General features: G+C 66.5%; 19 protein-coding genes. 9 read left to right on the top strand and 10 right to left on the bottom strand.

Going from position 1 to position 18,098, the window contains the following annotated elements:
- Positions 1–42 precede the first annotated feature (42 nt).
- A complete protein-coding gene (locus C0V74_RS05540; RefSeq protein WP_143250957.1) occupies positions 43–522 on the top strand; it encodes a MarR family transcriptional regulator in 480 nt (159 codons plus the stop codon).
- 21 nt (positions 523–543) lie between these two features.
- Here the strand turns inward: C0V74_RS05540 and C0V74_RS05535 are convergent, their stop codons facing one another.
- The 7 genes from C0V74_RS05535 to C0V74_RS05505 all read right to left on the bottom strand — a co-directional run bounded on the left by C0V74_RS05535 (position 544) and on the right by C0V74_RS05505 (position 7,857).
- On the bottom strand, positions 544–1,554 hold the full coding sequence (locus C0V74_RS05535; RefSeq protein WP_143250956.1) for a type II secretion system F family protein: 1,011 nt from the start codon (positions 1,552–1,554) through the stop codon (positions 544–546).
- A gap of 14 nt (positions 1,555–1,568) precedes the next feature.
- On the bottom strand, positions 1,569–2,540 hold the full coding sequence (locus tag C0V74_RS05530) for a type II secretion system F family protein (RefSeq protein ID WP_143250955.1): 972 nt from the start codon (positions 2,538–2,540) through the stop codon (positions 1,569–1,571).
- 71 nt (positions 2,541–2,611) lie between these two features.
- Positions 2,612–3,889 carry a pilus assembly protein CpaE gene (locus C0V74_RS05525; RefSeq protein ID WP_143250954.1) on the bottom strand — a complete coding sequence of 426 codons (1,278 nt, stop codon included), beginning with the start codon at positions 3,887–3,889 and terminating at the stop codon, positions 2,612–2,614.
- 3 nt (positions 3,890–3,892) lie between these two features.
- A complete protein-coding gene (locus C0V74_RS05520; protein ID WP_131624161.1) occupies positions 3,893–4,543 on the bottom strand; it encodes a CpaD family pilus assembly lipoprotein in 651 nt (216 codons plus the stop codon).
- A gap of 12 nt (positions 4,544–4,555) precedes the next feature.
- Positions 4,556–6,115 carry a type II and III secretion system protein family protein gene (locus C0V74_RS05515; RefSeq protein ID WP_143252182.1) on the bottom strand — a complete coding sequence of 520 codons (1,560 nt, stop codon included), beginning with the start codon at positions 6,113–6,115 and terminating at the stop codon, positions 4,556–4,558.
- Between the two features lie 65 nt (positions 6,116–6,180).
- Positions 6,181–7,281: a Flp pilus assembly protein CpaB gene (cpaB, locus tag C0V74_RS05510; RefSeq protein WP_143250953.1), complete on the bottom strand. Its 1,101-nt coding sequence runs from the start codon at positions 7,279–7,281 to the stop codon at positions 6,181–6,183.
- An 87-nt stretch (positions 7,282–7,368) separates the two neighbouring features.
- Positions 7,369–7,857 (bottom strand): prepilin peptidase, encoded by a 489-nt coding sequence (locus tag C0V74_RS05505; protein ID WP_143250952.1) that lies wholly within the window; start codon positions 7,855–7,857, stop codon positions 7,369–7,371.
- Here C0V74_RS05505 and C0V74_RS05500 point away from each other — a divergent pair.
- Entirely contained in the window at positions 7,857–8,906 is a 1,050-nt protein-coding gene (locus C0V74_RS05500) for an alpha/beta hydrolase (RefSeq protein ID WP_349236025.1), read from the top strand. The two genes, C0V74_RS05505 and C0V74_RS05500, sit on opposite strands and share 1 nt — an antisense overlap.
- Positions 8,903–10,003 carry an FAD-dependent oxidoreductase gene (locus tag C0V74_RS05495; protein ID WP_143250951.1) on the top strand — a complete coding sequence of 367 codons (1,101 nt, stop codon included), beginning with the start codon at positions 8,903–8,905 and terminating at the stop codon, positions 10,001–10,003. Before C0V74_RS05500 ends, C0V74_RS05495 begins: the two co-directional genes overlap by 4 nt.
- Here C0V74_RS05495 and rnhA read toward each other — a convergent pair.
- From rnhA to ispH, 3 genes are read right to left on the bottom strand one after another with little or no spacing between them, the layout of a single operon-like run.
- Positions 10,000–10,440, bottom strand: a complete 441-nt coding sequence (rnhA, locus tag C0V74_RS05490; protein ID WP_143250950.1) for a ribonuclease HI — start codon at positions 10,438–10,440, stop codon at positions 10,000–10,002. The two genes, C0V74_RS05495 and rnhA, sit on opposite strands and share 4 nt — an antisense overlap.
- Positions 10,437–11,396: a homoserine kinase gene (gene thrB, locus C0V74_RS05485; protein WP_143250949.1), complete on the bottom strand. Its 960-nt coding sequence runs from the start codon at positions 11,394–11,396 to the stop codon at positions 10,437–10,439. The genes rnhA and thrB overlap by 4 nt, the downstream gene beginning before the upstream one ends.
- Entirely contained in the window at positions 11,396–12,370 is a 975-nt protein-coding gene (gene ispH / locus C0V74_RS05480; protein ID WP_143250948.1) for a 4-hydroxy-3-methylbut-2-enyl diphosphate reductase, read from the bottom strand. Before ispH ends, thrB begins: the two co-directional genes overlap by 1 nt.
- A 74-nt stretch (positions 12,371–12,444) precedes the next feature.
- Here ispH and C0V74_RS05475 point away from each other — a divergent pair, with 74 nt between their 5' ends.
- The 6 genes from C0V74_RS05475 (at position 12,445) to scpB (ending at position 18,075) form a co-directional block, all read left to right on the top strand.
- The gene (locus C0V74_RS05475; RefSeq protein WP_143252180.1) at positions 12,445–13,101 is read left to right on the top strand and encodes a hypothetical protein; all 657 of its coding nucleotides are present in this window, start codon (positions 12,445–12,447) and stop codon (positions 13,099–13,101) included.
- Positions 13,102–13,167: 66 nt separating this feature from the next.
- Positions 13,168–14,913, top strand: a complete 1,746-nt coding sequence (gene argS / locus C0V74_RS05470) for an arginine--tRNA ligase (protein WP_143250947.1) — start codon at positions 13,168–13,170, stop codon at positions 14,911–14,913.
- 2 nt (positions 14,914–14,915) lie between these two features.
- On the top strand, positions 14,916–15,596 hold the full coding sequence (locus C0V74_RS05465; protein ID WP_143250946.1) for an SPOR domain-containing protein: 681 nt from the start codon (positions 14,916–14,918) through the stop codon (positions 15,594–15,596).
- A gap of 81 nt (positions 15,597–15,677) precedes the next feature.
- Positions 15,678–16,694, top strand: coding sequence for a beta-N-acetylhexosaminidase (gene nagZ / locus C0V74_RS05460; RefSeq protein ID WP_143250945.1), 1,017 nt, complete (start codon positions 15,678–15,680; stop codon positions 16,692–16,694).
- Positions 16,691–17,491: a ScpA family protein gene (locus tag C0V74_RS05455; RefSeq protein ID WP_246844974.1), complete on the top strand. Its 801-nt coding sequence runs from the start codon at positions 16,691–16,693 to the stop codon at positions 17,489–17,491. The genes nagZ and C0V74_RS05455 overlap by 4 nt, the downstream gene beginning before the upstream one ends.
- Positions 17,488–18,075 (top strand): SMC-Scp complex subunit ScpB, encoded by a 588-nt coding sequence (gene scpB / locus C0V74_RS05450; protein ID WP_282595935.1) that lies wholly within the window; start codon positions 17,488–17,490, stop codon positions 18,073–18,075. Before C0V74_RS05455 ends, scpB begins: the two co-directional genes overlap by 4 nt.
- Positions 18,076–18,098 lie beyond the last annotated feature (23 nt).

Raw genomic sequence — 18,098 nt, 5'->3', positions numbered from 1 at the left:
GCGCTTGCTTGCCGCGATGGTTGCCGTAGAAACCGGTACCAGATGACCCTCTCCCCTGTCCCTGCGCGCCTGGCGGATTTCCTGCCGTACCTGCTGTCGGTCACGTCGAACGCGGTCAGTGGCCGGGTCGCCGATGCATACCGCGCGCAATTCGGGCTGCGCATTCCGGAATGGCGTGTGATGGCCGTGCTGGGGGACGCAGGCGCTCTCACGCAGCGCGAACTGACCAGCGCGACGTTGATGGACAAGGTGGCGGTGAACCGGGCGTGCAAGGCGCTGGAGGACCGCGCCCTCGCTGCCCGCATCGCCAACGAACGCGACGGCCGCTCGCATCACTTGGCGCTGACCGAGGAGGGGCGGGCGATGCACGGGCGGATCATGCCGCTCGCACTGGCGATGGAGGAGCGCCTGTTCGAGCGGTTCTCGGCCGAGGATCGCGAGGCGTTCGCGCGCCTCCTCACCCGTTTGCGCGAAGCATCGGCCGAACTTGGCCACCAAAGCGCGGCCGGCGGGCCTGACTAGCAGGCCCGCCCGTGCCGCCGGTTACTTGCCGGGGCCGCCGCCGGAGAACGCATCGCCGATCGAACAGGCCGCCGGGCCCAGGATGACGATGAACAGCGTCGGCAGGATGAACAGGATCAGCGGGACCGTCATGATCGCGGGAAGCCGCGCGGCCTTTTCTTCGGCGCGCATCATCCGCTCGTTACGGAACTCGGCCGACAGCACGCGCAGTGCACTGGCGAGCGGGGTACCGTAACGCTCGGTCTGGATCATGGTGGTGACCACGCCCTTCACCGCATCGAGGTTGCACCGGTAGGCGAGGTTGTTGAACGCCATCTTGCGTTCGTTGAGGAACGACAGCTCGATCGCGGTCAGGGCGAACTCGTCCCCCAGTTCGGGATAGGCCCGGCCCAGTTCCTTCGCCACGCGGTTGAACGCGGCATCGACGGTCAGGCCGGCTTCGGCGCAGATCACCAGCAGGTCGAGCGCATCGGGCAGGCCCTTGCGGATCGCGTCGGTCCGCTTGCCGGCCTTGTTCTTGAGGTAGATTTCGGGCGCCTTGTAGCCGAGGCCGACAGCGGCGGAGAGCGCGAACAGCCGCTTCATGTCGCCCCATTCGGGAAACGCGTTGAGCGCGTAGATAAAAACGAACGCCAGAATACCCATGACGACCGGCACGATGGCCCGCGCCCCGATGATGTAGACCGCCAGTTCCTTGTTGCGGTAACCGGCCCAGGCGAGCTTTTGCTGGATGACCTCGAGCTGGCTCTGCTGGAGTACCTTGAGGTTCGCCAGCGTCTCCTTGACCTTGTCGGTCGAGTCCGAGCGGCGGACCAGGCTGGCGCGCTTGCGGGCATTGGCCTTGACCACACCCGCCTTCAGCTCCTCGCGCCGGGCGCCGAGAGCCTTGACGCGCTTGGCCATGGGATCCTTGACCGTAACCGCGGCATAGATCGCCAGGATCATGGCGAAGGCGGCGACGCCCGCAAGCATCGTGCCGACGAAGATCACGTCGAAGCCGAGAAGCGTGGGTCCGGGTGCGTTGCTGATCATGGCTGCCTGCTCAGTTAGATTTCGAAGCTGACCATCTTGGCCATGATGAACACGCCGATGCCCATCCACACCATTCCGCCCAAGCCGGCGACGATGAGGCGGTCCTCGGTGAAAAACCCGCCGACATAGCCAGGGTTGATCCACCAGATCATGATGAACACGATGAACGGCAGCGCACCGACGATGTAGGCGGACGCTTTGGATTCAGAGCTCATCGCCTTGATCTTCAGCTTCATCTGACCGCGCTTGCGGAGCACGTCGGCGAGGTTCGACAGCGTCTCGGCAAGGTTGCCGCCGGTTTCGCGCTGGATGGCCAGGGTGATGCAGAAGAAGTTGAATTCAGGGATCCCCAGGCGATCTGCGGTTTCCTGCAGCGCTTCTTCCATCGTCCGGCCCACACGGATACGGTCGGTGATCGCCTTGAACTCTTCGCCGACAGGTCCCGGAACCTCGTGAGAGACGATCGTCAGCGTTTCGGTGACCGGCAAGCCGGAGCGCAGGCCGCGTACCAGCAACTCGATCGCGTCGGGAAACTTTGCATTGAACCTGTTGGTCCGCCGCTTGACGTGGAAATTGACCACGAAGTGCGGGATGCCGGCGCCGGCGAACAGCCCGACGCCCAGCGACAGCATCGGTGCGCCGGTTCGCAGATAGAGGATGACCGCGACAGCCAGGGCGATGCCCATCGTGGCATACAGATACTGCGTGATTGTCCACGACTTGCCAGTCCGGTCCAGCCGCCCGGCGAGTGCTTCCGTGCGCGACCCCGATCCTGCGATCTTGAAAGTCTTCGGTTTGCGGGCGGCGATCGCCTTCTTGAGCTGCGATTCAACCTTGGTGTCGGTGCTTTCCGAGTGGCGGTAGCGCACGGCCTGCAGCCGCCGCGTGCCTTCCTTGGCAGCCGACGGGCCGGCGAGGGCGGTGTAGCCGAGCGCCAGCACAGCCATCAGGCCTCCGGCGAACAGCATTAGCTGAAAAATGCTCATCGAACCCTACCGCCTCTCGTTCCCATACCGCCCCGCAGTCGCCGCACCGATGACGGCGCAGCGCCCTGGGGTCAGGCGTCCGCCCGCGCGCCGGCCTTGTCTTTCTTCGCCAGCAGCGACTTGAAGTCGAAGCTGCCGAGCAGGGACTTCTTGCCCGCCGGACCGTCGACCGCTTCCTCGTCGCTGGCGCCAATGACCCGTTCCGCGAGCTCCCGCAGGGCTGCGCTTGCCTTGCTGGCGCGGTTCGCGTCGGCGAACGTCTGGCCCAGCTTCGCAGCGTTGGACGCCGCCTTGAGATCGTACGGCACGGAGAAGTCGATCTTGCGCTCGATCGAAGCCTCGAAATCCGCCTTGCTGATCTCCGCCACCCCGTTCTGGACCTTGTTGGCGACGATGACCGGCTGGGCATGCGCCGCGTTGCTCTTGAGCCAGCTGAGAATGCGGATCGTGTCGCGCGCGCTGGCGAGCGTCATTTCAGTAGCCAGGATGACTACGTTCACGTCGGCCAGCAGGTGCGGGAAGTTGATCAGCATGTTCCGCGGAAGATCGATCACCGTCATTTCGAACGCGTGACGGAATTCCTCCTCCAGCTGAACGAAGGCGCTGCCATCGGTCATCAGGGGCGAGTTGATCGGTGCCTCTGCCGAAAGGATCGCGAGGTTGTCGTTCGCGCGGATCATGGCCCGTTCGATGAACAGCCCGTCGATCCGGCTGGGGTTGTCGATTGCGTCGGTCAGGCCGCGGCCCGGCTCCAGGTCGAGCGCCAATGCGCCCGTGCCGAAGTGTACGTCGAGATCGAGCAGCGCCGTCGGCAGCTTGTGATCGGCCGAAAACAGCCACGCGAGCGATGTCGCGATGGTCGAGGCGCCGACCCCCCCACGCGTGCCGACCACGGCGGTCGAGATATGGCGCTTGGCCGCATCCGGGTCGTTTGCCTTGGGCGCCGCGAATACCGCCTGGGCGTGATTCAGCGCATCGCGCAACTGGCTCGCCGACAGCGGCTTCAGCAGGTAGTCGTGGATCCCGCTCGCAAGCAGGTCGCGGTAGAGCCGCACGTCGTTGACTTGCCCAACGGCGATCACCACGGTTCCAGGCTCGCACACTTCGGCCAGCGCGTTGATGTCGTTCAGCGGGTCGCCGCTTTCCGACAGATCGACCATCAGGATGTTCGGGCTGGCCGCCACCGAGAGCGACTGGACTGCGTTGCGCAAGCCGCCCTTGGCGCACTTTTCGGGCTGCCAGCCGAGCTCGATCACGACCGGGCGCAGCGTATCGAGCGCGGCTTCGTCGCAGATGAACGCGGCGAACGGATCGCGGTTGCCGGGAGTTGGTTTCCAGGGGGCGTTCATGGCTTAGTTTCCTCCCGAAGCGGTAGAGCTGGCCTTGAGCTCGCCCGCACCTGTGTTGGCCTTGTCACGGTAGGTCGTGATCGCCTTGGTCGAGCTCATGATGACGGTCTCGCCGGTCCCGGCCTGGCCGTGCAGCAGGTCCTCAGGATTGGCGACCATCGCCGCCAGGTTGCCGTTGACCCCGCACCCGTAACCCGGGGACGTGGCGTTCTCGTAATTCATGTCGCTCCGCTTGCCCCAGTCAGGGCAGCCGGGGACGCTGGCGACCGCGCGGGTGATCACCACCCGGGCCGTGCCGGGCTGCAGGAACCCTTCGGTCACCGGCGCGCCGTCTGCCAGCAGCAGACCATGACGCGCGGCGATCTGCGCGACCGCTGCGCGGGTCGCACCGCTCGCGATTGGATCCTCGATCGAGAGCCGGTCGCCATAGCGCAGGTTCATCGCGTCGAACCAGGCGGACAGGCGCTGCTGTTCAGGCAGCGACAGACCGTCATAGGTTGTAGCCAGGTCGAGCGTATAGCTGGTCCGCGCCACGACCGGCTGCTTGACCGAATACAGGCTGGTGTTGTCCATCGCTCCCGGTGCGTTGCACCCGGCAAGCGTAGCGGCGAGGGTGAGGGCAAGGGTGCCCGCGGTAAAGCGTTTGCTGGTCATCACTCTCACCTCTCAGTTGAAGCTGAAGCCGGGGGCGGCAGCGTCGTTGCCGGCGCGGCGGTCCTTGCGGCGTTTCTTGTCGCTGCCGGCGGCGCGGCTCGGCAGGGCCGCGTCGGGCTGCACCTGCGAAATGGCCGGCCCCGCGGGTATCTGTTGCTGAGCCGCGGTCGGTTCAGGGCGGGTCGCGATGCCGCTGGTCGCTTCCTGCATGCCGAACAGGCGCGCAGCCTCGTTCGGCGCATTGAAGCCATCGGTCGGCAGCTTGACCTGGTTGCCGTCGATCGGGTTCACCAAGTACGGGGTCACGATGATCACCAGCTCGGTTTCGCCCCGGCGATAGCTGGTCGAGCGGAACAGGTTGCCCAGGATCGGTACGTCGCCGACGCCGGGGGTCTTTTCGATCGCGTTTTGCGAGTTGTTGCTGAGCAAGCCGGCGATCATGAAGCTCTGGCCTGAACCCAGCTCGATCGTCGTTTCCGCCCGGCGCGTGGTCAGCGCGGGGATCTGGAAGCCGTTCAGCGTAACCGAGTTTTGGCTCGAAACCTCCGACACTTCCGGCCGGACGCGCAGCGATATGCGGCCGTTGGCCAGCACCGTGGGCGTGTAGGCCAGACTGACGCCGTACTTCTTGTACTCGATGGAGGTCGAGCCGAGACCCTGGCTGATCGGGATCGGAAATTCGCCGCCCGCGAGGAAGTCGGCGGTTTCGCCAGACAGGGCAGTCAGGTTCGGCTGCGACAGGGTGGTCACCAGGCCGACCGATTCCGCCAGGTCAAACGCGCTGGCGATGTCGAGTCCGAGCAACTTGCCGAACAAGCCGATCGTCGATCCCTTGCCGGTGCCCGCCACCAGACTGCCCCCGTCCGGAGCCGACGTAAAGCCGACGCCGAGGCCCGCAGGACTGCCCGGGGTATAGGTGGACGTCGGCCCCCGCCCGGTGGTGACACCGAACTTGAAGCCGCCGGTGGTATCGACCGTCTGCAGGTTGGCGCCAATGGCGCGGACCAGCGAGCGGCTGACTTCGGCGAACTTGACCTGCAGGTTGACCTGCAGCGGCGTCGCGGTCTTCAGCCGGCTGATGACATTCGCTTCATCCCCGACGAACGCCGCGACCAGGCGCTCGGCCTCGGCGGCATCTTCCGGGGCGGCGACCGTGCCGGTCAGCAGGAACGTGTTGGTCCCCATGGTGGCGACGCTGATCTTCGCCTCGGGCATCGCCAGCGCCAGCATCTGATCGACGCTGTCGATGTTCGATCCGACCCGCACATTGGCCGACCAGATCACCGCGCCAGCCTTGTTGCTCGCGTAGACGGTGGTTACCCCGCCTGCTTTGCCGAACAGGTAGAGCTGGCGTTCGGACTTCACCTGAACGTCGGCAATTCCGTCGTTGGCGACGAACACGTCGGCCATCATGCCCGGTACGGTGATCAGCTCGCCGCGGCCGATCGACAGATTGATATCGCGGCTCGGGGCGATAGTTTCCTGCGCGTTCGCCGGCAGGGCGGGAAGCCCGGCGAGCGGCGCTGCGGCGATGCCGAGCATCAGCAGCGTTGAAGTAAAGCGGCGGTTCATTGTCTGGCCCCTCGAATGGAACAGGTCTTTGCCGAAGATGCGGGTCGCGGTCATTGCAGGCCTCTTCACGGCATCATGCCGAGCGTGCCGGAGACCACCTGGCCGCCGTTCTGGATGGCGCCCGCCTGGCTTTCCAGGACCTGGCCGTTGCGTGAGATGGTGACGGTGCTCGCGTCCTTGCCGCGGGTCACGGTGACGACCGAGCGGGGTGCCGGTGCCGGAGCATAACCCCGCGGTGCCGAACCTGCCGCGCTGATGGTCGGAGCGGCGCCCATCGCAGGGGCCGGTGCCGGCATCGTGCGGCGCTGGAAGCGGGACACGTCGCCGCCAGTCTGGAAGGTGGAGGCGCCATCACTGGGGCGGTTCATGGCCGCGGCAAGGAGCTTCTCTTCCTGTTCGGGAGTCGCGCCATCGGGGATCTTCACATCACCCTGGGCGATCGCCCGCTCAAGTTCGGACTGGCTGTCAGCAATCGACCGCAGCGACAGGCTGAGAGTGCCGATGGTCTGCGCGACTGCCACCTTTTCGGCGATCTTGGGCGTCACTTCCAGCGTCACGGTGCGGAACTGCTTGACCACGGTGGTGCCGTTCTCGGACTTTTCCTGGGTGGTCGACTGGTCGGTTGCCAGCACGCGGATGTTGCGCAGGATTGTTTCGGAAGCCTTCAGATCTCCCGAATCGCCGTTGCTCTTGACGGTTTGCGTCAGCATCAGGTCAACCCGGTCACCCGGGAAGATGAAGCCGCCGACGCCCGTCTTGGCAGAAACAGGAACGGTGACGGCACGCATGCCGGGACCCAGTGCCGCGGCCAGGAAGCCGCGATCGCCCGGCGCCACCAGCGAACCCTGCGTCACCGGCTCGCCGGCCGTGACCGGAAAGCGAACGACGGTGCCCAGCAGCTTCGACACATCGGATTCGCCATCGATGTAGTAGGCGTCCTTGACGAGCTCCTTGGGCCAGGGCTGGAAGCCGATCGCATCAGCCGTGATGATCGTGCCGGTCGGCAGCACGCGCTGGGCGACCAGCACCTTCGGTCCTTGCGGCACCGCCGGTGCGGCCTGTGCGTCCGGTGCCGACGATCCGGCAAACATGCTCCGAGCCATCACGGCGGTCACGATGGCGATTGCCAGAGCACCCACCAGCAGCAGCAGCTTCTTCCTGTCCATGGCTGTCAAAGCCCCCTTATGCAGCCCGTATGATCCCGACGGGCCGGAATGAAATTCGTGGTTAAGCGAAAAGGGTTAACATCGAGTTCACCCAACCAGCGCGCTTTGCGCGGCTGGCAAGTAATGGGTGCCGAGAACCCACAATCCGGCGGTGGCGATCGCGACCCCGTAGGGGATGGCAAGACGGTCCCGCTGACGGCGCGTGACGTGCCATGCGCCCAGCACCAGCGTCAGAACGCCGCCGGCCAATGCCATCACGATCAGCAGCCGCAGAAACCATTCGGGCTCGATCCACAGCGCCATCGCGGTCAGCAGCTTCACATCGCCGCCGCCCATCCACTTCATCGCGAACATCGCCGCGAAGACCGCAAACGCAGCCACGCCCACGCCCAGTTGCAGCGCGACATCGGGCCACAGCGACAGCCCGCTCGCCCACCAGAACAGCGGTGCGGTCAAAGCGATCGTGAGGTTGAGCCAGTTGTCGATCTGGCGCCGGCGCCAATCGGTCACCGCGGCAACCAGCAGCGCAATTGCCAAGGCTACGAGCAGCCCGTATTGCAGATATCCGCCCAACATTGAGTAAGCCCCCAAAGACCCGCAAAGGGTCCCGAAGCTTCAGTGTTAGCGCGCATGGCTTACCAAAAAGTAACCACAGCCGGAGGGTCCCCATTAGCCAAGCCAAAGCCCCTGCCGGCGTTTCGGCCGATCGCCGTGCGATCCCTGCAGACGCGCAGGAAAGTCTATGGATCGCGCCGGACGGCCATAGGGTTCGCCGCATCGACCTGCCGCAAGACGAGCCGCGCGGATCCATCCTGTTTCTCGGCGGTCGCGGCGATTTCTTCGAGAAATACCTGGAAGCACTGGTTCACTGGCAGAGCAGGGGCTGGCGGGTCACCGCCGCCGACTGGCGCGGCCAGGCCGGCTCCGGCCGGTTGGGTGTCGATGCCGTCACCGGGCATATCGAGGATTTCGCCGTGTGGGTCGCGGATCTCGCAGCGCTGTGGGCGCAGTGGTCTGCCGAGACGCCTGGCCCCCACGTCTTGGCCGGCCACTCGATGGGAGCGCATCTCGCATTGCGCGCAACTGCCGAAAGGGCGGTGCAGCCTGATGGCCTGGTGCTTGTCGCGCCGATGCTGGGGTTGGCCGGACGGCTGCCGACGGGCGTGACACACGCGCTTGCGCGAGTGATGGTTGCGCTGGGCGACGCACGCCGCCCTGCCTGGAAGTGGAGCGAAAAACCGGGCGAGCCGCCCGCCTCGCGGGAGCACCTGCTCACGCACGATCCTGCCCGGTATGCAGATGAGTTATACTGGCGCCAGCAGCGGCCCGACCTCGTCATGGGTCCGGGAAGCTGGGGCTGGGTGGAGCGGGCCTCCGCCTCCATGCGAAGCTTGCTGAGACCGGGCGTGCTTGAAGCGGTCGCCGTGCCGACGCTGATGCTGGCGGCGCGCGAGGACAAGCTGGTGGCCTTTCGCGCCGTCGCTGATGCGGCGGCCCGTCTGCCGAATGTCGAATTGGTGACATTCGGGCCAGAGGCGCGGCACGAAATCCTGAGGGAGTCCGACGCTGTCCGCACACGAGCCATGACCTCGATCGATGCATTTCTCGACCGGATCTCCGGATGACGGCAGGGTTCGACATCGCGGTTGTCGGCGCGGGCATTGCTGGCGCCAGCCTTGCCGCAGAACTGGCGGCGCAGGGTGCGCAGAGCGTCGTGCTGATCGAGGCCGAGGATCAGCCCGGCTATCACACCACCGGGCGGTCCGCGGCGTTTTGGGAGGAGTGCTATGGCGGTCCGGACGTCGTCCCGCTGACGCTCGCATCCGGGCCCTGGTTGCGAGACAACGGGTTCCTCAGCCCCCGTGGTGCGCTGTATATCGGCCGGGAAGACGAAGCGCCCGCGCTCGACGCGTTCATGGAGCGCTTCGAAGGCAGCGGAGTCCACATCGAACGCCTCGACCGGGAGGGGCTGACAGCGCATCTGTCCGGATTGCGCCCCGAGTGGGTAGGAGCGGTGTGGGAGCCTGCCTGCGCCGACATCGATGTCAGCGCGCTGCACCAGCATTATCTCGCTGCTGCGCGTAAAAGCGGCGTCCACTTGGCTACCCGCGCACAAATCGTCGGTGCGGAGCGCACGGAAGCCGGCTGGATACTGACAGATGCGCATAATGAGCGCTTCAGCGCCGGAGTGGTGGCCAACGCAGCCGGCGCGTGGGCCGATACGTTCGCCGCGCTAGTAGGTGCTCGGCCCAAGGGCATCCAGCCACTGCGGCGGACGGTCGCCCAGCTGCGCACGGACCCCGCGCCGCCCGCCACCCTGCCGCTGGTGCTCGACATCGCTGGCCGGTTCTATTTCAAGCCGGAAAGCGGCCGGCTGTGGTTGAGCCCGCATGACGAAGAACCATCGCCGCCGTGCGATGCAGCGCCCGAAGAACTCGCCGTGGCTGAAGCGATTGCCCGGTTCGAAACCGTTGTCGACTGGCGCGTGGCGGCAGTGGAGCGCAAGTGGGCAGGGCTGCGATCGTTCGCACCCGACCGGCTGCCAGTCTATGGCTACGATCCGGCGGTCGAGGGTCTGTTCTGGTTCGCCGGGCAAGGCGGGTTCGGCATTCAGACCGCGCCGGCGGCGGCGCGTCTGGCCGCACAGCTGCTGCTGGATCTACCGCGCGACGCCATGACTGCGGAGCTGGACGCGGGCCTCTACGATCCGGCGCGGTTTTAACGCCGTCCAGCCTGCTCGGCAGCCGCACAGGCGAGCGCATCGACCCGGTCGTTTTCCGCGTGGCCGCTATGCCCCTTCACCCACACCCACTCGACCTGATGCGGCCTGGCGGCGGCAATCAGCTCATGCCACAGATCGGCATTGCGAACGGGCTGCTTGCTGGCGTTCTTCCACCCGTTCTTCTGCCAGCCGTGAACCCACTTGGTGATTCCATCGAGCACGTACTTGCTGTCGGAATGGAGTTTGATCGCGCACGGTTCGATCAGCGCCTCGAGCGCCCTGATGGCCGCGGTCAGTTCCATGCGGTTGTTGGTCGTTGCCGGGTCTCCGCCCGATAATTCCTTCTCATGTGCGCCCATGCGCAGCAGCGCGCCCCAGCCGCCGGGTCCCGGGTTGCCCTTGCAGGCCCCGTCTGTGAAGATTTCAACCTGCTTCATGATGCGAATGCGCCTTGCCCCGCCTCGGCATAAAAATTCAAGCGCCGCACGTAGTCCATCGGATCCTTCCTGGTCACGAGCGCGTCGGCCGGGGTGTCGAGCCAATCCTCGGCACGGCTGGCCACGAAGCGCAGGCACGCGCCTTGTGCAAGCACCGGAAGCGCGGCGCGTTCATCATCCTGCAGCGGCCGCACCGCATCGTAACCGTCGATCAGAGCCGCGCCGATCGCGGGTGCGAAATTGCTGCCCCGGCGGTCGAAACTCCACGCTGCGTGCGTGACCGCCAGATCGTATGCCATCGCCTCGTTGCAGGCGAAATAGAAGTCGATCATCCCGCTGACGGCGTCGCCCAGCATCAGGACGTTATCGGGAAACAGATCGGTATGGCAAACCGAACGCGGCAGATCGCCCGGCCAGCGATCGCGCACATCCGTTGCGACGGCGACGACCCCGGGCAGCGCCGGATCAATCCGGCCGAGGGCCATGGCGTTGTAGTGCGCGAGGGTGCCGGCCGTTTGCGCCACCCCCAGCGCATTGTCGCGTTCGAGCGCGAAATCCCGCGCCGCCAGGTGCACCCGGGCCAGGGCCGCGCCGACTGCGTGAGCTTGCGCCGCCGTGGGCCGATCGACCGACACGCCGGGCAGAAACTCGATCAGCGCCACCGCCTTGCCGCCCATCTCCCGCCACGCGGCGCCTGTCCGGTCGTGGATGGTGCGCGGCACGGCACAGCCCCGTTCCGACAGATGGTCGAGCAGGCCAAGAAAGAACGGCAGGTCCGCCAGGTCGATGCGCCGTTCGTACATCGTCAGGATATACCGCCCGCGTTCGGTTTCGATCAGCCAATTGGAGTTCGAGATCCCCTCGGCAATGCCTTTCGCGGAAATCAGCCCACCGACATCGTACTCGGCGATCAGTGATGCCAGATCTTCTGCCCCCAGGTGCGTGTAGACCGCCACTAGTCGATCAGCTGGCGAGGCAGCTTGAACACCATCTTCTCCTCAGTGGTGACGATGGTGCGTTCTTCGACAGTGCGCCACTGGGCAAGCTGCTCGACCACTTCGCGCACCAGCTTTTCAGGAGCCGAGGCGCCCGCCGTGAGGCCGACCGTGCCCACGCCGTCAAGCCAAGCCGGGTCGATGTCGCTCGCCCGCTGGATCAACCTGGCATCGGTGCCCATGCGCATGGCAACCTCTACCAGGCGGACCGAATTAGACGAGTTGGTGGCACCGATCACCAGCACCAGATCGCTGCCGGGGGCAATTGCCTTGACCGCGGCCTGACGGTTCGAGGTGGCGTAGCAGATGTCTTCCGCCTTTGGACCCACGATGTCCGGGAACCGGGCCTGTAGCGCAGCAACGATCTCTCGCGTGTCATCGACCGACAGGGTCGTCTGGGTCAGGAACGCGAGCGGCAGGTCAGGGGGGAAATTCAGCGTGCCGACATCGGTGAGGGTTTCGACGAGGGTGATCGATCCTTCGGGCACCTGACCCATGGTGCCGATCACTTCCGGGTGACCCCGGTGGCCGATGAACAGAATATGCCGTCCGGCCTCTACCTGACGTTCAGCCTGGCGGTGCACCTTGCTCACCAGCGGGCAGGTTGCATCGACCCACGTCATCGTGCGCCGCTGCGCTTCCACGGGTACCGATTTGGGCACGCCGTGGGCGCTGAACACGACCGGGGCACCGTCAGGCACCTCGTCCAGTTCTTCCACGAAGATGGCGCCCTGCGCCTTGAGGGCATCGACGACGTACTGGTTGTGAACGATCTCGTGCCGGACGTAGACGGGCACGCCGTACCGCTCGATCGCGCGTTCGACGATCTCGATCGCGCGCTCGACGCCGGCGCAGAAACCGCGCGGTGCGGCGATCAGCAACTGCAGGGGCTTGCGCTGGTCAGCGGAGCGGGAGGGTTGCAAGCGCGCGTTCATCGGTCGCCCCCTAGCGCTTCGCCGCGTGCGCCGCTAGGGCGGCGGCTGCAATGACAACCGGGACCGTGCCGAACATGATCAATCGCCTTCGCCTTGCTGTCTTCCTGACGATGGGTATCGCGCTGGCCGGCTGCAAGACCGCTGGTGAACTGGTGGTGGATCAGGGTGTCGGCATTTCGGCGATCCGCACGGTGTGCCCGGCCGTCGGTGTGCCCAACTACACCGGCGATATCACTGTCTTTCGCGTGCCGGGAGATACCAGTGCAGCGAACATCGACCTGACGGCGGCGATCACTAACCTGCGGTCCACTTGCGACGATGCGACCGGCGGCGACAGGGTGTATTCGAATGCGACGTTCGACGTCCTCGCCCGGCGCATCGACACGCGGGGCGCGCGTCAGGTCACATTGCCCTATTATTCCGTAGTGCTGCGGGGCGGATCGTCGGTGGTGACCAAGCGCATCGGGCAGGTGACGCTGAGCTTCGCCGACGGTCAGGAGCGTGCTCAGGCGCGGGCCCAGGCAGGCGCTTACGTCGACCGCGCTGAGGCGACCTTGCCGCAGGACATCCGCGATCAGATCACGCGCCGGCGGAAGGCAGGCGACGAGGATGCGGCGATTGATCCGTTGAGCGATCCCGCGGTCAAGGCGGCCGTCGCCCGGGCCACGTTCGAACTGCTGGTCGGCTTCCAGCTCACCGAGCAGCAACTGGCCTACAACGCGACCCGCTAGGCGCGGCCCCCTTCCAGCCCCGCGCGCGGCTTGCGCTTTGCCGCCGATCCGGTAACCCGCGCCGCCATGTCAGACACCCAGACCCTTCACGCGGCCTTTGCGGCGCGCATCGGCGCGGTCCTGCGCGCGCTCGAACTGGAAGGCGCGCTTCCTCCCGGAGCATCGGAGGCAGCGGTCACCGTAGAACCGCCGCGCGATCCAACCCACGGCGACCTCGCGACCAATGCCGCGATGGTGCTGGCCAAAGCGGCGGCAACCAATCCCCGCTCGCTGGCGGAGAAGATCGTCGAGCACCTGAGCCGCGAACCCGCCGTCGCCGCGGCTGAAATCGCCGGACCCGGGTTCATCAACCTGCGGCTGGCGGACTCCGTCTGGCTGGACGAGCTTCAGGCGATCGCGGCGCTAGGTGCGAATTACGGCCGCGCCACCACCGGCGCGGGGCGGCGCGTGAACGTCGAATACGTATCGGCCAATCCCACGGGCCCGATGCACATGGGCCACTGCCGGGGCGCGGTGGTGGGGGACGCGCTGGCCACGCTGCTCGAGTTCGTCGGCCATCCCGTCACCCGCGAATACTACATCAACGATGCGGGCGCCCAAGTCGACGTGCTCGCCCGCTCGGCGCACTTGCGTTACCGGGAGGCGCTAGGCGAAACCATCGGCGACATCCCCGAAGGGCTCTACCCCGGGGACTACCTCGTCCCGGTCGGTCAGGCGCTGGCGGCTCAGTTCGGTCCGCGGTTCGTGAACGCGCCCGAGAGCGAATGGCTGCCTGAGTTGCGGCCGATCGTGGTCCACGCGATGATGGACATGATCCGGGCCGACCTCGCGTTGCTCGGGATCGAACACGATGAATTCGCGTCTGAGGCGGAGTTGCAGCAGGCGGGCAAACCGGCCGAAGCCGAGACCTGGATGCGCGCGCATGACCTGGTTTACGACGGCGTGCTCGAGGCACCCAAGGGCAAGACGCCGGACGACTGGGAGCCGGTCGAGCTGCCGCTGTTCCGCGCCACCCGCTTCGGAGACGACCAAGACCGGCCGATCCGCAAGAGTGACGGCAATTGGACGTACTTTGGCGCCGATCTGGCCTATCACATGCAAAAGGCGGCCACGGCCGACGAACTGATCGACATCTGGGGCGCGGATCACGCCGGCACGGTGAAGCGCATCAAGGCCGCAGTGGCCGCTTTGGCGCAGGGCGAAGGGCGTGTGATCCCGTTCGACGTCAAGCTGGTGCAGATGGTTCAGCTGCTGCGCGGCGGCGAGCCAGTGAAGATGTCGAAGCGCTCCGGCACGTTCGTGACGCTCGCTGACGTGGTGCGCGAAGTCGGCAAGGACGTGGTCCGGTTCACGATGCTGACGCGCAAGCCCGAAGCCCAGATGGAGTTCGACTTCGCCAAGGTGGTCGAGGCGACGAAGGACAACCCGGTGTTCTACGTCCAGTACGCCAGCGCGCGGATCCACTCCACGTTGCGCAAGGCCGCGGCAGAAGGCCTCGGTCCCGACCCTGCCGCGATCGAGCGTCTCGGCGCTGAAGGACTGTCGCTGATCAAGCACGCCGCACAGTTTCCCCGGCTGGTCGAGGCGGCCGCGGCGGCGCGTGAGCCGCATCGGATCGCCTTCTTCCTCTATGATCTTGCCGCCGCACTCCATGCCTTCTGGAATGCCGGCAACGACGCGCCCGAGAAACGCTTCATCGTGGCACAGGACCCGGCCCTTACCGGCGCGAGGCTTTTCCTTGGTCAACAGATCGGGCAAGTTATCCGTAACGGTCTTGCGCTACTGGGCGTCGAGGCTGTCGAGGAGATGTAAGCATGGCGGGGCAGGGCGGGACGATCGACGACGACTTCATCGCGGACGAACAGCTGACGCTGGGGGCCGAGGAAGATGAGCGCCTCCCGTGGCTCGAGGCCGGCGATGAGGACGAGGATGAAGGCGGGGTCGACACCGGACGGATCGTGGGGTTCGCGATGTTCGCCGCACTCGCGCTGGCGGCGCTGGTCGGGGGCATCTGGTGGTTCGGGCAGCGCGGCCCCGACCCTGAACTGGTCGCCGACGGCAGCACGATCCAGGCGCCCGACGGCCCTTACAAGACCCGGCCGACTGACCCGGGCGGCAAGACCTTCGAAGGCACCGGCAATCTCGCCCCGGCCGTGGGCGAAGGTGAAAAGCGGGAAGGCCGCATTGCGGAAGTAGATGTGCCCGCTCCCAGCATCGACACGCCCAAGGCAGGGGCAACAGCCGCAGCGCCAGTCGCAAGCGGCATCGGGGTTCAGGTCGGCGCCTATACCGACAAGGCAACCGCCGAAGCGGGCTGGCAAAAGCTGCAGTCGCGAACCGACAAGCTGTCGGGCGTCAGTCACCGGGTGGTCGAGGGACGCGCCGACATGGGCACGGTCTACCGGCTCCAGGCCGTGGCGGGTGATCTGGCCGGTGCCAACGCCCTGTGCGCGGCGTTGAAGAGCGACGGAGTGGACTGCCAGGTCAAGCGCTGAACAGTTCACGCGCCAGGTGGCAGGGGATTGGTCGCGCCACCTGACTTGCAGTAGTCGCGGCTTGCTGCGAATCTGCGGTCCATGACGCCTGCGATCTTCGGCCTTTCCGGTCTTACGCTGAACCCCGACGAACGGGCTTTCTTCCGCGAGTGCGACCCGGCGGGCTACATCCTGTTCGGCCGCAACATCGACACGCCGGCGCAGGTGCGCGCGCTCACCAATGAGCTGCGGTCGATCCATGGCCGCGACAGGTTGCTGGTTTCCATCGACCAGGAAGGCGGCCGGGTCGCCCGGATGCGCCCGCCGCAGTTCAGCGCCTTTCCTCCGGGCGCGGCATTCGACGCGTTGTACGAGCTCGCGCCGTCCTCCGCGATCGCCGCGGCGCAGATGAACGCTCACGCCATGGGGATCGAGCTGGCGGAGGCCGGGATCACAGTCGATTACTATCCTTCGCTCGATGTCCGCCAGCATGGCGCGCACGACGTGATCGGAGACCGTTCGTTCGGGTTCGAACCGCTGCGCGTCGCGGCGATCGGCCGCGCTGTTCTGGACGGCCTCGCCGCCGCCGGCGTGGCGGGGTGCATCAAGCACATGCCGGGGCACGGGCGTACTTCAGTTGACACGCACAAGGCGCTGCCGACCGTCACCGCGACCGCGGAGGAGCTCGAGATCGATCTCGCGCCGTTCAAGGCACTAAGCCACGCACCCGTCGGGATGACCGGTCACCTGGTGTTTCCGGAGTGGGACGCGGAGTGGCCGGCAACCCAATCGCCGACGATCATCCACGAGGTCATCCGCGGCCAGATCGGGTTCGATGGTCTGCTGCTGACCGACGACCTGGATATGGAGGCGCTGTCCGGCTCCGTTCCCGAGCGGGCCGAGCGCGCCATTGCGGCGGGTTGCGACCTGGCGCTGAACTGCTGGGCGAAAATGGAGGACATGGTGGGCATCGTCGAGCGCCTGCCCGCCATGTCGGCGCAGACCGCCGCCCGGCTCGCTCGCGCGTTGGAGAACACCGGCCTCGCACCTGAGGGCGACAAGGCGCAGCTGCTGGCCCAGCGCGACGAACTGCTGGCCTTCGCGGAAACTGCCGCGTGACCGACGGCGCCATGCTGCTGCCCCTCCATTCGGCCGCGGAGGATTGGTCCGGCCCGGGCGCGGCACCGACCGAAGACGCAGCGCTTTACCTCGAGCTGGACGGTTGGGAGGGACCGCTCGACCTGCTGCTGGACCTGGCGCGGCGGCAGAAGGTGGATTTGAAGGCGATCTCGATCCTCTCCCTGGTGGATCAGTATATCGCGTACATCGAGCAGGCGGAGGCGCTGCGGCTGGAGCTGGCGGCCGACTACCTGGTGATGGCGGCGTGGCTCGCGTATCTGAAATCCGCGCTGCTTCTTCCGCGCGATGAGCGGGAAGACCCCAGTCCCGAAGACCTGGCCTTGCGACTGCAGTTGCGCCTCGCCCGGCTGGGCGCGATGCGCGAGGCGGCCGCCCGGCTGATGGCCCGCGACCGGCTTGGCCGCGACGTGTTTCCCCGCGGCGCTCCGGAAGGTTTGCGCACCGACCGCAAGACCTTGTGGCAGTGCGACTGGTTCGCGCTGGTCCAGGCGTACGGCCAGATCAACGCCCGCACTGCACCGGTTGTGCACATGGTGCGCGAACGGCCGGTGATGACGCTCGATTCCGCGATCGACCGCGTCTCCGCGATGCTGGGCGTGACGCTCGACTGGATCGAGCTCAGGCAGTTCCTGCCACCGCATGCGGAGCCGCGGCTACGCAAGTCGGCGCTTGCCTCCAGCTTCGTCGCGGCGCTGGAACTCGCGCGGCGCGGGCGGGCGGAGTTGTCTCAGGAGGAGACGTTCGGACCCCTTCGGCTGCGGCGGATCGCCGGGTGAGCGACGGCTTCGACCGCGCGCTGGAAGCGACGCTGTTCGCAGCGGAAGAAGCGATGACGGTCGACGCGCTCGTGAACCATCTGGGAGCGGCCGCTGCGGCAGACGTGCGGCAGGCCCTAGCGCGCCTCCAGGTCCACTACCGCGAGCGGGGCGTCCAGCTTGTCGAGCGCGGGGGGCGCTGGCACTTCGAAACCGCGCCGGATCTGGCGCACATCCTGCGGCGCGAACGAGAGCAGGTTCGCCGCCTCAGCCGGGCAGCGACCGAGGTGCTTGCCATCGTGGCCTATCACGAACCCGTCAGCCGCGCAGAGATCGAATCGATCCGCGGGGTGCAGACCTCGTCCGGCACACTCGACGTGCTGATGGAGGCGGGCTGGGTGCGGGCCGCGGGCCGGCGCGAGGTACCCGGGCGGCCAGTCATCTACGCGACCACGCCTGCGTTCCTGGATCACTTCGGCCTGTCGTCCCGCAAGGACCTGCCCGGGATCGACGAACTCAAGGCGGCTGGCCTGCTCGATCCGGTGGACGAGGCGTTCGATGCGCTTGCTAATGAGGATGCAGCCGCCGCGGAATCCGACGGCTAGACTGGCGCTCGCGGCCCGTATCC

Origin of the sequence: Altererythrobacter sp. TH136, from assembly GCF_007065885.1 — a bacterium.
In the GTDB taxonomy this organism is placed as follows: Bacteria; Pseudomonadota; Alphaproteobacteria; order Sphingomonadales; family Sphingomonadaceae; genus Tsuneonella.
This window is presented reverse-complemented; position numbering and strand designations above follow the sequence as displayed.

What these genes read in the sequence shown, in the direction of transcription:
- C0V74_RS05465 (WP_143250946.1), top strand. Translation starts at nt 14,916, where the DNA reads ATGGCGGGGCAGGGCGGGACGATCGACGACGACTTCATCGCGGACGAA.
- C0V74_RS05520 (WP_131624161.1), bottom strand. Translation starts at nt 4,543, where the DNA reads ATGACCAGCAAACGCTTTACCGCGGGCACCCTTGCCCTCACCCTCGCC.
- C0V74_RS05495 (WP_143250951.1), top strand. Translation starts at nt 8,903, where the DNA reads ATGACGGCAGGGTTCGACATCGCGGTTGTCGGCGCGGGCATTGCTGGC.
- C0V74_RS05535 (WP_143250956.1), bottom strand. Translation starts at nt 1,554, where the DNA reads ATGATCAGCAACGCACCCGGACCCACGCTTCTCGGCTTCGACGTGATC.
- nagZ (WP_143250945.1), top strand. Translation starts at nt 15,678, where the DNA reads ATGACGCCTGCGATCTTCGGCCTTTCCGGTCTTACGCTGAACCCCGAC.
- C0V74_RS05475 (WP_143252180.1), top strand. Translation starts at nt 12,445, where the DNA reads ATGATCAATCGCCTTCGCCTTGCTGTCTTCCTGACGATGGGTATCGCG.
- rnhA (WP_143250950.1), bottom strand. Translation starts at nt 10,440, where the DNA reads ATGAAGCAGGTTGAAATCTTCACAGACGGGGCCTGCAAGGGCAACCCG.
- cpaB (WP_143250953.1), bottom strand. Translation starts at nt 7,281, where the DNA reads ATGGACAGGAAGAAGCTGCTGCTGCTGGTGGGTGCTCTGGCAATCGCC.
- C0V74_RS05525 (WP_143250954.1), bottom strand. Translation starts at nt 3,889, where the DNA reads ATGAACGCCCCCTGGAAACCAACTCCCGGCAACCGCGATCCGTTCGCC.
- C0V74_RS05530 (WP_143250955.1), bottom strand. Translation starts at nt 2,540, where the DNA reads ATGAGCATTTTTCAGCTAATGCTGTTCGCCGGAGGCCTGATGGCTGTG.
- ispH (WP_143250948.1), bottom strand. Translation starts at nt 12,370, where the DNA reads ATGAACGCGCGCTTGCAACCCTCCCGCTCCGCTGACCAGCGCAAGCCC.
- C0V74_RS05515 (WP_143252182.1), bottom strand. Translation starts at nt 6,115, where the DNA reads ATGAACCGCCGCTTTACTTCAACGCTGCTGATGCTCGGCATCGCCGCA.
- C0V74_RS05505 (WP_143250952.1), bottom strand. Translation starts at nt 7,857, where the DNA reads ATGTTGGGCGGATATCTGCAATACGGGCTGCTCGTAGCCTTGGCAATT.
- C0V74_RS05540 (WP_143250957.1), top strand. Translation starts at nt 43, where the DNA reads ATGACCCTCTCCCCTGTCCCTGCGCGCCTGGCGGATTTCCTGCCGTAC.
- argS (WP_143250947.1), top strand. Translation starts at nt 13,168, where the DNA reads ATGTCAGACACCCAGACCCTTCACGCGGCCTTTGCGGCGCGCATCGGC.